At 46.4% G+C, this 13745-nt stretch carries 13 protein-coding genes; 7 read left to right on the top strand and 6 right to left on the bottom strand.

Features of this window, described 5'->3' with window-relative positions:
• Positions 1 to 25: 25 nt before the first annotated feature.
• A complete protein-coding gene (dtd, locus tag VXQ11_RS07030) occupies positions 26 to 466 on the bottom strand; it encodes a D-aminoacyl-tRNA deacylase (protein ID WP_416705727.1) in 441 nt (146 codons plus the stop codon).
• Positions 467 to 693: 227 nt separating this feature from the next.
• Between dtd and VXQ11_RS07025 the strand changes: the two genes are divergently transcribed.
• From VXQ11_RS07025 to asd, 5 genes are all read left to right on the top strand, one after another.
• Positions 694 to 2208 carry a catalase gene (locus VXQ11_RS07025; RefSeq protein WP_416705726.1) on the top strand — a complete coding sequence of 505 codons (1515 nt, stop codon included), beginning with the start codon at positions 694 to 696 and terminating at the stop codon, positions 2206 to 2208.
• Between the two features lie 186 nt (positions 2209 to 2394).
• Positions 2395 to 2925 carry an ankyrin repeat domain-containing protein gene (locus VXQ11_RS07020; protein WP_191731003.1) on the top strand — a complete coding sequence of 177 codons (531 nt, stop codon included), beginning with the start codon at positions 2395 to 2397 and terminating at the stop codon, positions 2923 to 2925.
• Between the two features lie 118 nt (positions 2926 to 3043).
• Positions 3044 to 4249 (top strand): nicotinate phosphoribosyltransferase, encoded by a 1206-nt coding sequence (gene pncB / locus VXQ11_RS07015; protein WP_064095116.1) that lies wholly within the window; start codon positions 3044 to 3046, stop codon positions 4247 to 4249.
• 179 nt (positions 4250 to 4428) lie between these two features.
• Positions 4429 to 5277 carry a sulfurtransferase gene (locus VXQ11_RS07010; RefSeq protein ID WP_064095180.1) on the top strand — a complete coding sequence of 283 codons (849 nt, stop codon included), beginning with the start codon at positions 4429 to 4431 and terminating at the stop codon, positions 5275 to 5277.
• Positions 5274 to 6125 carry an archaetidylserine decarboxylase gene (asd, locus tag VXQ11_RS07005; RefSeq protein WP_064095115.1) on the top strand — a complete coding sequence of 284 codons (852 nt, stop codon included), beginning with the start codon at positions 5274 to 5276 and terminating at the stop codon, positions 6123 to 6125. The genes VXQ11_RS07010 and asd overlap by 4 nt, the downstream gene beginning before the upstream one ends.
• Positions 6126 to 6248: 123 nt before the next feature.
• Here asd and VXQ11_RS07000 read toward each other — a convergent pair whose 3' ends face one another.
• On the bottom strand, positions 6249 to 6863 hold the full coding sequence (locus VXQ11_RS07000; protein WP_416705725.1) for an SPOR domain-containing protein: 615 nt from the start codon (positions 6861 to 6863) through the stop codon (positions 6249 to 6251).
• A 204-nt stretch (positions 6864 to 7067) separates the two neighbouring features.
• Complete coding sequence (gene argS, locus VXQ11_RS06995) at positions 7068 to 8858, bottom strand: arginine--tRNA ligase (protein ID WP_416705724.1); 1791 nt, start codon at positions 8856 to 8858, stop codon at positions 7068 to 7070.
• A gap of 263 nt (positions 8859 to 9121) precedes the next feature.
• On the opposite strand from argS, the gene VXQ11_RS06990 reads away from it, so the two are divergent.
• Positions 9122 to 9409 carry a DUF2798 domain-containing protein gene (locus VXQ11_RS06990; protein WP_416705723.1) on the top strand — a complete coding sequence of 96 codons (288 nt, stop codon included), beginning with the start codon at positions 9122 to 9124 and terminating at the stop codon, positions 9407 to 9409.
• Positions 9410 to 9489: 80 nt separating this feature from the next.
• On the opposite strand, the gene VXQ11_RS06985 is transcribed toward VXQ11_RS06990, so the two are convergent.
• Genes VXQ11_RS06985 through VXQ11_RS06975 form a run of 3 tightly spaced genes read right to left on the bottom strand, consistent with a single transcriptional unit; the run spans position 9490 to position 11941 of the window.
• The gene (locus VXQ11_RS06985; protein ID WP_416705722.1) at positions 9490 to 10791 is read right to left on the bottom strand and encodes a DUF445 domain-containing protein; all 1302 of its coding nucleotides are present in this window, start codon (positions 10789 to 10791) and stop codon (positions 9490 to 9492) included.
• 11 nt (positions 10792 to 10802) lie between these two features.
• Positions 10803 to 11351, bottom strand: a complete 549-nt coding sequence (locus VXQ11_RS06980; protein WP_064095110.1) for a CC0125/CC1285 family lipoprotein — start codon at positions 11349 to 11351, stop codon at positions 10803 to 10805.
• Between the two features lie 50 nt (positions 11352 to 11401).
• The gene (locus tag VXQ11_RS06975; RefSeq protein ID WP_416681522.1) at positions 11402 to 11941 is read right to left on the bottom strand and encodes a DUF924 family protein; all 540 of its coding nucleotides are present in this window, start codon (positions 11939 to 11941) and stop codon (positions 11402 to 11404) included.
• 215 nt (positions 11942 to 12156) lie between these two features.
• Here VXQ11_RS06975 and gshA point away from each other — a divergent pair, with 215 nt between their 5' ends.
• Entirely contained in the window at positions 12157 to 13734 is a 1578-nt protein-coding gene (gene gshA / locus VXQ11_RS06970) for a glutamate--cysteine ligase (protein ID WP_416705721.1), read from the top strand.
• The last annotated feature ends 11 nt before the right edge of the window (positions 13735 to 13745 follow it).

Genomic DNA, 13745 nt, shown 5'->3' with positions numbered 1-13745 from the left:
TTTTGAATTCTGAAATAATTAAAACTTATTCAACTTCTAAATTAAATGTCACAGGTCCATCATTGACTAGATGTACTTTCATGTCGGCGGCAAAAATACCGGTTTGCACATGTTCAAACTGGCTTCGGGCATATTCCACCAGCTGCTCATATAAGGCTTTTGCTTCAGCCGGTCGCATGGCCGGACCAAAGTCGGGACGCAAACCTTTCTGGGTTTGTGCCATCAGGGTAAATTGTGAAACCAGCAATATACCACCGCCCACCTGGGCAACGTTCCAGCCCATTTTGCCCTGTTCATCATCAAAAAAGCGGTATTTCAATATCTTATCAATCAGCTTTTTGCCTTTTTCCAGATTATCGTCTTTGCCCAACCCCAGAAAAACCAGAATTCCTTTTTCAATTTCTCCGGTAGTTTCACCCTTGACCACGACTTTAGCTTCTAAAACTCTTTGTAATAAGGCACGCATTTTACATATTGACTGAAAACCACAGATAGACGTGATTGTAGCAAGAAAAAAATCTGGAGCAGTATGAGATGCTGTTTTTATGAACTTTAAATATCTGAAAATCAATTGATTAATTTTTATAAATTCATTAAAGCGATTGAATTTATAAAAATAATCTGTTTTATCTATTTATTGTGCTCGCGTATCTTAGTCTGTGCAGGAAAGGTAATAAATTAAGAGATTTAGAAATGTTTAAGCGTTCATTACTGGTTGCAATGCTTGCAACCGTCACAGCCGCACAAGCTGCTCCTTTAACGAAAGACAATGGCGCGCCAGTGGGCGATAACCAGAACTCGATCACTGCGGGTCCAAATGGTTCTGTACTCCTTCAGGACGTTCAACTGGTACAAAAATTACAACGTTTTGGTCGTGAACGTATTCCTGAGCGCGTGGTACATGCACGTGGTACGGGTGCCTATGGTGAGTTCGTCGCAACCAAAGACCTTTCTGATCTTACCCTTGCTTCATTATTTAAAGCCGGTACTAAAACTCCAGTTTTCTTACGTTTTTCTACCGTAATTCACGGTAAGGGTTCACCCGAAACCCTACGAGATCCGCACGGTTTTGCAGTGAAATTCTACACTCAGGAAGGCAACTGGGACTTGGTCGGTAACCAGACCCCGGTATTCTTTATCCGTGATGCGATCAAATTCCCGGACTTCATTCATGCCATGAAGCCAAGCCCGGTGACGAATGTTCAAGATGCCAACCGCGTGTTTGACTTCCTGTCGAGCCAGCCATGGGCCAGCAACATGCTGACTTATGTGTATGGCAAGCAAGGTGTTCCAACCAGTTACCGCGAACAGGACGGTTTTGGGGTACACGCTTACAAACTGTATAACGACAAAGGCGAATACAAATACGTGAAATTCAACTTCCGTTCAAAACAGGGCGTGAAGGGCTTGAACGTAAAAGAAGCGGCTGAGCAGCAAGGCAAAGATTTCAACCACTTGACCAATGATCTTTATCACAACATCTATGCAGGTAATTTCCCGAAATGGGACCTGTACATTCAGGTGATTGATCCTAAAGACTTGGGCAAGTTTGATTTCGATCCGCTAGATCCAACCAAAATCTGGCCAACCGAGCTGGTGCCGGAAACCAAAGTCGGCACCTTGACCCTGAACCGTATGCCGAAGAACTTCTTCAACGAGACTGAACAGTCGGCATTTGCGCCAGGTAATCTGGTACCAGGTATCGAGCCGTCTGAAGACCGTCTGTTACAAGGTCGAATCTTCTCTTACTCAGATACCCAAATGTACCGTCTGGGTGCGAATCACCAGCAAATTCCGGTAAACCGTCCAGTGGTGAATGTGAACAACAATAACCAGGATGGTTACATGAATATCTCTGAGCGTGACTCGGATGTGAACTATGAGCCAAGCCGTAAAGAGCCAAAAGCTGCTACTGAAAAAGCACGTGCAGTACAAACTCCTTTAACTGGCCATATTCAGCAGATCGGGACCAAAGAGCAGAACTTCAAGCAGGCAGGTGAGCTGTACCGTTCATATACGGCCAAGGAAAAAGATGACCTGATCATGAACCTTGCTGCTGACCTTGGTAATGTCAAAGATTCAGAAACCAAGCACATCATGTTGTCTTATTTCTACAAGGCAGATGCGGACTACGGTACCCGCATGACCAAGGCAGTGAACGGTAACCTGGCGACTGTTAAAGCCAAAGCTGCAAAGTTAAAAGACTGATTTCGATTGGTCTTGAGGAACTGGTGATTAGGGCATAGCGCATCACCTCCGAAAAGTCCTGTAAAACTCCAAACCTTTCCTGCACCCTAGGGGGAGTTTTACAGGCACTTCGTTTTTTATCTCATCTCAGGTGAATATGGTCCTGAGTGACTGAAATTTTCTTTTCGATTTCTGTTGGAGTTCATCATGAACGTTATGCCACACGCATTTTTAGCCAGTATTCTTGCCTTCAGTTCTATATTCGCAACGGCTGTTGAAGTGAAGAATGTCTCCCTTGCAAAAACAGCGGCAAGCATTCAGATGAACTCACAACAGGAATTGGTCAACCTGTTCTTTGCTGCGGCTAAAGTTGGCAATAGTGAAGTTATCAACGAATTTCTGAAACATGGCTTCCCGGTCGATGTACGCAATAAAGACGGTTATACGCCGCTGATGATGGCGACTTATTATGGCCATCAGGAGATTGTCAGCAGTTTGCTTAAACATGGTGCTGACCGCTGTGCCCGGGACAATCGAGGCAATACGGCCTTAATGGGTGCCTTGTTTAAAATGGAATTTGCCATTGCCAAGCAGCTGCATCAGGCTGACTGTGATGCCCAGGCCCAGAAAACCGGGCAAAAGACTACTGCTGAGTTTGCCAATGTGATTGGTCAGGAAAAACAGTTACAGCAATTGATTCAGGAGCAGGAAAAAACCCAGGTCAAAACCCAGAAATAAGCCGGTTTATGTTGGGATACTGTTGTTGAAAATCCGGCCGGCTGTACGTAAATCCTGCAATATTGCATGACTTTTTATGCTTTAATGCAAAGATAAGCACAGCGATATTCCTTTAGTTATGGCTCCAATTATCCATTCTCTGTTAGATACTGACTTGTACAAATTCACCATGTTGCAAGTGGTCTTACACAAGTTTCCACAAACGCATAGTGTCTACCATTTCCGTTGTCGTAATCTGGAAGATACAGTTTATCCCCTGACGGATATTCTGGATGATCTGAACCATCAACTCGATCTGCTGTGCCAGCTTAAATTTAAAGAAGACGAATTACAGTATTTACGCAGTCTACGTTTTATCAAAAGTGACTTTGTTGACTATCTGGAACTGTTCCAGCTGAAACGCCGTTTTATCAAGGCCAGTATTGACAGTCAGGGGCGTCTGGATATTGTGATAGAAGGTCCGATGGTTCAGGCCATGATGTTCGAGATCTTTGTCCTTTCCATTGTCAATGAGCTGTATTTCAGCCGGATTCGTACCCCTGAAGTGCTGGTCGAAGGCGAGCGCCGTTTAAAGGCTAAAGTGGAGCTGTTAAAACAGTATGCTGCCGCACAGGACCCAAATGATCCCCCATTTCTGGTGTCGGACTTCGGTACCCGCCGTCGTTTCAGCTTTGCATGGCAGAAGCATGTGGTTGAAGAATTTAACAAAGCTGCACCTTATGTGTTCCGTGGTACCAGTAATGTACTGCTGGCCAAAGAGTTGGGCATTACTCCAATTGGCACCATGGCGCATGAATTTTTGCAAGCTTTTCAGGCACTGGATGTACGTTTGCGGAATTTCCAGAAAGCCGCACTGGAAACCTGGGTACAGGAATACCGTGGTGACCTGGGAATTGCCCTGACTGATGTGGTGGGAATGGATGCTTTCCTGCGTGACTTTGACCTGTACTTTGCCAAGCTGTTTGATGGCCTGCGTCATGACAGTGGTGATCCTTACGAATGGGGTGATAAAGCCTATGCCCACTATAAAAAGCTGAAAATAGACAGCAAAACCAAGATGCTGACTTTCAGTGATGGCCTGAATCTGGAAAAAGCCTGGAAATTACATCAATACTTTAAAGACCGTTTCCAGGTCAGTTTTGGAATCGGGACCAATCTGACCAATGATATGGGACAGACACCACTGAATATTGTCCTAAAACTGGTGGAATGCAACCGTCAGTCGGTGGCCAAGATTTCAGACAGTCCGGGCAAAACCATGACAGATAATGATACCTTCCTGGCCTATTTACGTCAGGTGTTTAGCGTTACAGAAACTGCTTAACAGGGACACATTCTATTTAAAAACTGCTTCAGTATTGAGGCAGTTTTTTATTTCTGAGTCAGCTTTTTCTACTTTTCCTTAGCTAAAATTATGCTAAGGATCTTGATAAAAATATCATAATTGAAAAAATGAGCTGTGCTAAGATCAGATAGATTTGACCGTGACGACACCTGATAATGATGACAGCTTCAGCCTTGGATTTTGGCCTGCTGATTGAAGCAGAAGACCTGGTTCCGTATCTGGGACATGAGAAACTCAGAATTGTGGATTTAAGCCGGGCTTCGGTCTACGAGCAATTGCATATTCCACATGCCCTACATTTAAAGCCTAAACTTCTGGTGCGCCAGGAAGAAACGGCGATGGGACTATTACCGGATACCGAAGGCTTACAGGCTCTCATCAATTATCTGAATATTTCTCCAGAACATCATGTCGTGGCTTATGATGATGAGGGCGGTGCGTGGGCAGGGCGTCTGCTCTGGAACCTGCATTGTCTCGGCTTTGAAAATACCAGTTTACTCAATGGCGGGATTCATGCCTGGCTTGGTGCCAGTCTGCCTACTTCATCTGATCAGGAAACTGTTCAGCCGGTCGAGCATTTAGTTCAGGTACAACTCGAGCACAAGGCCCAATTCCAGATTGGCTATGAGGAATTAAGACAACAGGTTGAAAATGAAAATATTCAGCTCTGGGATTGTCGTACAGAAGAAGAATATACCGGCCTGCGTCTGGCAGCGCGACGCGGTGGTCACATTCCAGGTGCACGTCATTTTGAGTGGAGTACTGCCCTTAACCGGCAAAATCATTTAAAATTACATCCTTTACCACGTACACAGCAGCGTCTGGAACAACTGGGTTTTGATTTGAATCAACCGGTTGTAGCGTATTGTCAGTCCCATCACCGTTCAGGTCTGGCTTATATTCTGGGCCGGTTATTGGGCTGGAATATCCGGGCCTATGATGGTGCGTGGAGTGAATGGGGCAACCGCCTCGATAGTCCAATCGCTACAGGAGAGGTGCCATCTTGAGCATCACATCGCGTCTAAAACAACAACTGTTTATCCAGGCCCAAAAAGTGGTGCCGCAGCATCGCCTGTCACGTGTGGTAGGAAAAATTGCAGCCAGTGAAAATCCGATTGTAAAAACAGCAGTCATTACAGCATTCAAGACCAAATACGGGATTGATATGTCGATTGCTGAGCAAACTAATGCACTGAAGTTTAATTCATTTAATGACTTCTTTACCCGTGGTCTGAGAACAGGTGTACGTGCGGTAGATGCGGATTCAACTGCGATTGTTTCTCCTGCGGATGGCGCGATTTCCCAACTGGGTAAAATTGAAAATGGCGATGTATTTCAGGCCAAAGGGCAGAAGTTCACTGTTGAAAATCTGATTGCCGATCCGCAACTGGCCGAACCCTTTAAAAATGGTGAATTCGCGACAGTGTATCTGTCACCACGTGACTATCACCGTGTACATATGCCATTTGCCGGAACACTGACTGAAACCCTGTATGTACCGGGTGAACTGTTCTCGGTTAACCAGACGACAGCAGAAAACATTCCGGGCCTGTTTGCCCGTAATGAACGTATGGTCTGCCTGTTTGATACAGAACTCGGCCGTATGGCAGTGGTATTGGTGGGTGCGATGATCGTCGCAGGGATTGAAACGGTTGCTACGGGTAAGGTGAAACCGTCTGGGCGTATCGAACTGAATCAGCATGATTTATTTCTAGAAAAAGGTGCAGAGCTGGGCCGTTTCTACCTCGGTTCAACCGCAATTATCCTGTTTGAAGAAAATAAAATGCATTGGGATGAAAAGTTTAAAGCCAATTCAACTGTATTGATGGGCGAAGCACTCGGGCATACGGTTTAAAAATTTTAGCTTCCCTTTTGAAAAAGGGGAAGGTTGCCTCTCCTTGTAGGAGATGAGCAGCACTGCTGCGCAAGGGAGAGGTTCAAAAAAAAGCGCCATCAGGCGCTTTTTTATTGTTAAGGTTTATCGTTTTACGACGATTGAATCGATTCCGCTATTTTGCAAGGTTTGCTGCGCGAAGATCGCAGCTTCTGCTGAATCGTAAGGACCAGAAACCACGCGATACCAGACTTTGCCATTTTCCACACTGCGTACCACATCGGCAGATAAGCCATTAAGAATAATTTCTGCACGGCGAGCATCCGCCTGATCTGGGTCATCAAAACTGCGCACCTGCAGAATATAACTGGCCGGTGCGGCAACAGGAGCTTCACTGGCTTCCAGGCCAGGCTCAGTTGTGGTCGCCTCAGGTTCAGCCGCTTCAGGGCGGGGGGCTTCTACAATGACTACCGTATCCTGCTTTTTGTTTTCAGGAACTGCCTGTTCAGGAATTGGCGTCACTTGCTGCTGTGGTAACAGGTCATAAAAACGGTAATCTTTGTTGGTGTCTTCTTCTTGGACAGATTCACTGGTTTGAGTCTTCGGTTTGACTGGTTCCCATGGCTTCCAGAGCATGAGTGCCATCAAAAAACTTAACACGATTAAAATGATCACGAGTGTGCCGAGCCAGGTTGGAATAAGTGGCTTTTTAGGCTTATTCGGTCTTTCAGATACACCGCGCTGCGTTTTTCCAAACACTTGGGATTTTCCTCTTATTAATCGGGACATATAGAAAAGGCATAACAGCAGTTATGCCCCTACTATCATTTCATCCTATGTGATCAGAATCTAAAAGTCATCCTCTAGATCACAAATCACACAGAATTTTAATTTATCTGTATCTTCAAGCACATAGCTAAAGTTACAAAATATCTGCTCAGCAGATAAACGGTAAGGCTTTGCTTACATGCTCTCAGGAGCAGACACACCTAAAAGCTCTAAACCATTACGTAATACCTGGCGAACATTCACAGATAACAATAAACGTGCCTGAGTCAACTCAGCATCATCACCCAGAACCTTATTGTCGTTGTACCAGCCATGGAACAGCGCAGCCAGTTCTTTCAGGTAATTGCCAATCTGATGTGGTTCATAACTGTTTGCAGCACGCACCACGATCTCCGGATATGCTGCCAGTTTTGCCAGGATTTCAGTTTCCGCTTCCAGCTCGAGTTTAGCTGCCAGACTGCGAGCGGTCGCTGCATCAAAGTTTACACCGATAGAGGCTGCCTTTTCTAACATACGGCAGATCCGGGCATGTGCATACTGGATGTAATACACTGCGTTGTCCTTACTTTGTGACACGGCAAGATCCAGGTCAAAGTCGATGTGCTGTTCAGACTTGCGCATTACGTAGTAGAAACGTGCTGCATCATTACCGACTTCTTTACGCAGGTCACGCAAGGTCACGAACTGGCCTGAACGGGATGACATTTGTACCATCTCGCCACCGCGCCACAGGCTGACAAACTGAACTAAAAGTACAGTCAGTTTCTTCGAGTCATAACCCAGCGCATCAATGGCCGCTTTGACACGTGAGATATAACCGTGGTGGTCTGAACCCCAGATATCAATAATATCGGTATAGCCACGTTGCAACTTGTTCAGGTGGTAGGCAATGTCAGACGCGAAGTAGGTGGTCTGGCCATTACGGCGTTTCACCACACGGTCTTTTTCATCACCAAATTCAGTCGACTTGAACCAGATGTTGCCATCTTTTTCGTACAGGAAACCGCGCTGATCCAGAGTTTGTAAGGCTTCTTCAATTTTTTCAGTGAGAGAAGCTTCGCTGAACCACTGGTTGAAAGTCACTCCGAACTCACCCAGATCGTCTTTAATGTCATCCAGAATGGCTTTTAAAGCAGCCTGATGGAAAACACGGTAGCCTTCATTTAATAAGGTTTGTGAATTGAAGATCAGGCCATCGATATGCTTTTCTTTATCGCCAGAAACAACGACTTTATTGCCTTCAGCATCGGGCTCTGCAGCATATTGCACATCTTCCGGTACATCTTTATAAACATCTGCAACAGGGCGGACATAGGCATCACCATCCTGGTCAATAATGCTTTGCGCGATTTCTTTAACGTAGTTGCCCTGGTAAGCATTTTTCGGAAAGACCAGTTCCTGACCGGTTAATTCTAAGTAACGCAGGTAAGTAGAAGTCGCCAGAATATCCATCTGACGGCCAGCGTCATTGACATAGTATTCACGGTCGACTTTGGCACCGGTCGCTTCAAGCAGATTCGCCACCGTCATACCATATGCAGCACCACGGCCATGACCCACGTGCAGGCTAGAGGTTGGATTGGCAGATACGAACTCAACCTGGATACGTTTGCCGGCATTGACCTGGGTACGACCATACGTTGCCTGTTGGGCCTGAATTTGATCTAGGACTGCAAAGCGCTGGACGGCATTCAGAAAGAAGTTAATAAAACCGGGGCCGGCAATTTCTGCCTTGCTGATATCTGCCACTTCAGGTAGGGCAGCAAGAATCTTTTCTGCTAAATCACGTGGCTTCATACCTGCAGCTTTCGACGCGATCATGGCAATATTCGACGCAAAGTCACCATGGCTTCGGTCTTTGGTACGCGTCAAATTACTTGTATTATTCCAGTCAGATGGGAGTACGCCTTGTGCCTGTAGAGTGTGCACTGCATGATCGAGAGCTGCTTGTATTGCCGTATTCATAATCAGTCGAAAATAGAGATCGCAGAAAAACAGCAAATATAGCAAATTTCCGGCTGTTTAGGTAAAAGCATTTATAGAGAAGAAAAACTATACAATTAACCGTCATGAATTTTCTAATTAAATCAATAGAGAATAACGGGATAAATCTCATGAAAATTGAATTAATGTCAGGCAAAACTATCTGAATAAAAAAATCACTCAGCCAAGTCTGAAGATTTGGCTTATATTGTTGGTAGTCGAAGAACAAACAAAAAAGAGGCAGTATGGCTTCACTACAACGTCCAACTATTATCGGGAACATTCCTAAACTTCCTGCAAAATGGGCACTGATTATTGTGCCTTTTATCCTGTCCTGCCTGATGAGTGGTATTATTTCCATGATCAATATGCTGCGTACCCTCGGCTGGACTGAAGGATTTATCGCTCTCTGGTTTCATAACTGGATGATTTCCTGGGCGATTGCTTTTCCAATTGTGGTGACCTTATTGCCGTTTGTACGTAGATTTACTGGGCTATTGGTAGACATGTCCGGACCTCAGCCACCCAAATGATCATTTTTAAATTTACTCGGGTGGGGAATGGCTCTCTGACGACTTAAAAGCTGGGCTGTATTGAGCAAACAGCCTCACCTTTAAATTAAATGCTCCACCGCCGCCCGGATGATCCCGAGCACCAGACCGATACAGGCCCCAACTACCACGCCATTGACCCGGATCATATGCAGGTCACCACCGACCTCATTTTCAATCTTGTCAATCATCTCGCTTGAATCCCATTCGTGGATGCGCTCGCTGATAAAACGGATGACTTTTTCACTGTACTGGTCGCTCAGGTCCACCGCGATTCCGCTGAGACGTTTATTCAGCAGCTCACGAACTGAGGCGTTCGAGATAATATTTTCTCCGACCTGCTGGATAGCAATCCTGAGATTTTCCGCAATACCCGAGTCTGGTTTTTGCAAGTCTTCCTTGATTGCATCACATAAAATCACCACGGCACCGCTGATAAAATTCAGCACTTGTGGACTATCCAGTAAGGCATCTTTGGTTTCATTCAGACGCTGGCTGGCTTCACTGTCATTATCCGACAGCTGTAACATCCAGTTATGTCCCATTTCCTCAATTTTAAGTCGCCATGGATGATCTGGATCGGCCAGCATGGCTTCAACCCGCTGAATGACAGAGTCGATACTGCGTTGCTGCACATCAATCCCGATCCAGCTGGCACCTTTGGCCAGTTTCCACACGCCCATTTCCTTAAACAGGTTACGGGTCAGTTCCCGGGTCTGTTCGGGATGAGAGGTCATCCAGGCATGTACCACATCCAGTCCGCGCTGTAGCACATCCTGATGGAAATCATTGTCCAGTACTGCGCGTAGCATTTCACTGGCCAGGGTATTGATCTGGGTGTTTTTGACCCATTGCACGCTATTGCTCTGGATAAATCCGGCAATCTGTTCCTGCCCGACAAATTCAAAGATTTTCGGAGCCATCTGCTGGATGACCTGAGTCACCTGGACATTGTTCTGTGGGTTGGCCAGCCAGCGCCCCGCGGCCAGACTGAGGTCGGTACTCTCCAGACTGCGCTGTACAATTTGTGGAGAAAGAAAGTTTTCCTGGACAAAACGGCCCATCGATTCTGCAATCCGGGCCTTGTTGCGTGGAATAATTTCGGTGTGGTCACGTAAAAACTTGGGAATAGGCAGACGGCCAAAGGGATTGCGGAACAGAACCGTAATCGCATACCAGTCTGCCAGACCACCAACTACCCCCGCTTCTGCCGAAAGCATCAGGATCTGAAGCAGCCAGACATATTCCGGCAGCAGTTTGGCTGCCACCATCAATGCCAACCAGATCAGAACCGCAACCACCAGGGCAATGGTCGCGAAACGTTTACTGCGTTGTAGGCTCGGGGAAATACGCTCTGTCTGCATGAATCATCCTGTCAGGAGGGATTGGCCGGTTGCGGTTGCAGCACTGCACCAGATGGACTTAAACCATATTTAGCGCCAAGTGACTGTAAAATCAAGCGGGCATCAAAAGCATCTTGAGGTGCCTGATTGGCCTTGAAGCATTCAATAGTATAGGCCACCTGGGCAGGATCCAGAGTCACGGTATAAGGACGGTCATAGAATGGGTCAGGCCAGAAACCCGGATAACGGCGGTAATAACCAAACGGATAGTAGCTCGGTGCTGGATAAACCACGGCCTGCCGCGGCGGTTGGGTCCGGTTACTTGGATCATTGAGTACCCTGAAGAACTGAAAGCCATTCTGTACGGTGGTCTGGGCGGCTTTGAGCAGGGTAATTTCTTCCGCTGTACCAAAACTCATATTGGGGCGTGCCTGAAAGCTGATGCGATAGGTATTGGCATTCAATGGCGTGGTGCTGTACTGGCCGAGCTGGTCAAAGGTCAAGGGTTTAGAAGGTGTGGTGGCACAGCCCGTCAGGCTAAGGGCAGCAACTATACCTAATCCCAGTAGTGTATTTTTCATGTTCGGTCTCCTGATGCAATGATCCAGTCCGGACAGCCTGTTAAAAAATCTTAAAAGCTGCTGTCAGGCTGGGTCAGGAAAATAAGTTCTTCATTGGTCGATTCACGGCCCAAGATTTGATTTCTGTGCGGGTAACGTCCAAAGCGGTCAATAATGACCTTGTGCTTTTTCTCGAATTCCAGATTGGTCGGATTACCCAGACGCTGGAAGAGTTTCAAAGCGAATTCATGAATCAGTCTGGATTCACTGTGCATAAACGGCATATAAAGAAAAGCACGCTGTTCCGGACTGAGCTGTTGATCCAGGTTCAGGCTGATGGCTTCCTGAGCCAAAGCCAGTGCCAGACTGTCTTGGGCAAAAGCCTGGGGAGAATCCCGGAATAAATTTCGTGAAAATTGATCCAGAACAATAATTTCAGCCAGACGGCCTTCTGCGGTTTTACGCCAGGCCCAGAGTTCAGCTTGGGTTGCCTGCCGATGGGTGCTCATGAACTGCTGTGCAATACTTTGGTCGAATTCATGACTCTGGCTAAACCATAATGGCTGGCTGTCCGCATGAAACCAGAAGTCTAAAATATCTTGATAATTCATAATATTTACAATTCATTAGCATCTATTTGTTAATAAAATCACAAATTATCCATGTCTTATAGAGGAAGTTTGTGTTAAATATTTGCCAAATTAAAAATCAAAGGTTTGCCTGAAAACTAGGCAGCCTGTCATATGCCGGCATGAAATCGCGTTATACTGATTAAACTGATGATTTTAATTTATTTAATAGTTTAGCCCCCTTAAGCGAGATTGTAATGAGTCAACCTGAATCGACTTCCCTAAATGTGTTACCGACCTGGGTCGAGTCGTCACTCATCAAAGGCATGCTGCGTGGTATTGAGCGTGAAAGCTTACGCATGCAAAGTGATGGATTCCTGTCACAGGCAGCGCATCCTCGTGCCTTGGGTTCAGCCTTGACTCATCCCCATATCACGACGGACTATTCTGAAGCATTGATGGAGTTCATTACTCCGCCACAAGACAGTATTAAAAAAGCGCTAGATTATCTCAGTGATATTCATGCGATTGTGCATCACCATCTGGAAAATGATGAAAAACTCTGGCCCTTGTCGATGCCGTGTATGCTGGACAGCAGTGATGACAGCATTCCGCTGGCACAGTATGGCAGCTCAAACATCGGCCTATTCAAGACCTTGTATCGTCATGGTCTAGGTGTACGTTATGGCCGCCGTATGCAGACGATTTCAGGCGTGCACTATAATCTGTCTTTTCCGGATCATCTGTTCGAGGCCTTACAGCAGCAGGAACAGGACGAATCTCTCAAGGCATTAAGCTTGCAGGATTATCGCAGCCACCGCTATATGGGGCTGATCCGTAACTTTATCCGCCTGACCCCACTGGTCATGTTCCTGATCGGGGCCAGTCCGGCAGTCTGCCAGTGCTTCATGACCGGCCGTGACCATTTCTTGTTGCCATTGGTCAAAGGCACCCTATATTCTCCATATGCGACTGCACTGCGTATGGGGCGTTTTGGTTATCAGAACTCTGCGCAGAAACAGCTCGGTATTCACTACAATAATTTGCAGGACTATCTGGATGGACTGCAAAAAGCCGTCAAAACGCCCTATGAGCCGTTTAGCCGTTTAGGATTGGACGATGCAAATGGTCAGCCGATCCAGATCAATGATCATGTGCTGCAAATCGAAAATGAATATTACAGCTTAGTGCGCCCGAAACAGGTACCGCAAGCGGGCGAAACACCCTCCCAGGCCTTGGAAAATCGCGGAATTGCCTATATCGAGTTGCGTGCAGTCGATGTCAATCCTTATAGTCCGACTGGTATCAATGAAGATACAGCCGGTTTTCTTGAAGTACTGGCCCTGTACTGTCTATTACAGGACAGTCCGGCACTACTCGGTGATGAACAGGACCTCATTGAGCAGAATCAGGCCGAGGTCGTCAACCGTGGCCGTGCACCTAATGCAGCGATTATAGAAAATGGCCAGTCTTATCTGATTGAAGACTGGTGTGGCATGCATTTGCAGCGCATGCTGCCCCTGGCCAAGCTGCTTGATTCGACCTATGACATCACCGTGTATACCGATGCCCTCAAAACCATGATGCTCCGGGTCGATGAAGTTGATGCTACCCTGTCTGCCCTGGTGGTCGGGGATATACGTAAACAGGGCGGTATGTGGCATTTTGGCCAACATCTGGCACAGCAGCACAGCCTGGTCTATGAAGAACATCAGCTCAGTCCCGAAACACTGGCTTATTTTGAAGAAATGTCACAAAAGTCATTGCAGCAGCAACAGCAACTCGAGCAAGATAGCAGCATCAGTTTTGCTGATTATTTAGCCCAATATCGATAAAAAACAAGAGG

The sequence above is a fragment of the Acinetobacter sp. 197 genome (genome assembly GCF_048148385.1).
Taxonomy (GTDB): Bacteria; Pseudomonadota; Gammaproteobacteria; order Pseudomonadales; family Moraxellaceae; genus Acinetobacter; species Acinetobacter pecorum.
The sequence above is the reverse complement of the archived record's forward strand: the minus strand, read 5'-3'. Positions and strand labels throughout refer to the sequence as shown.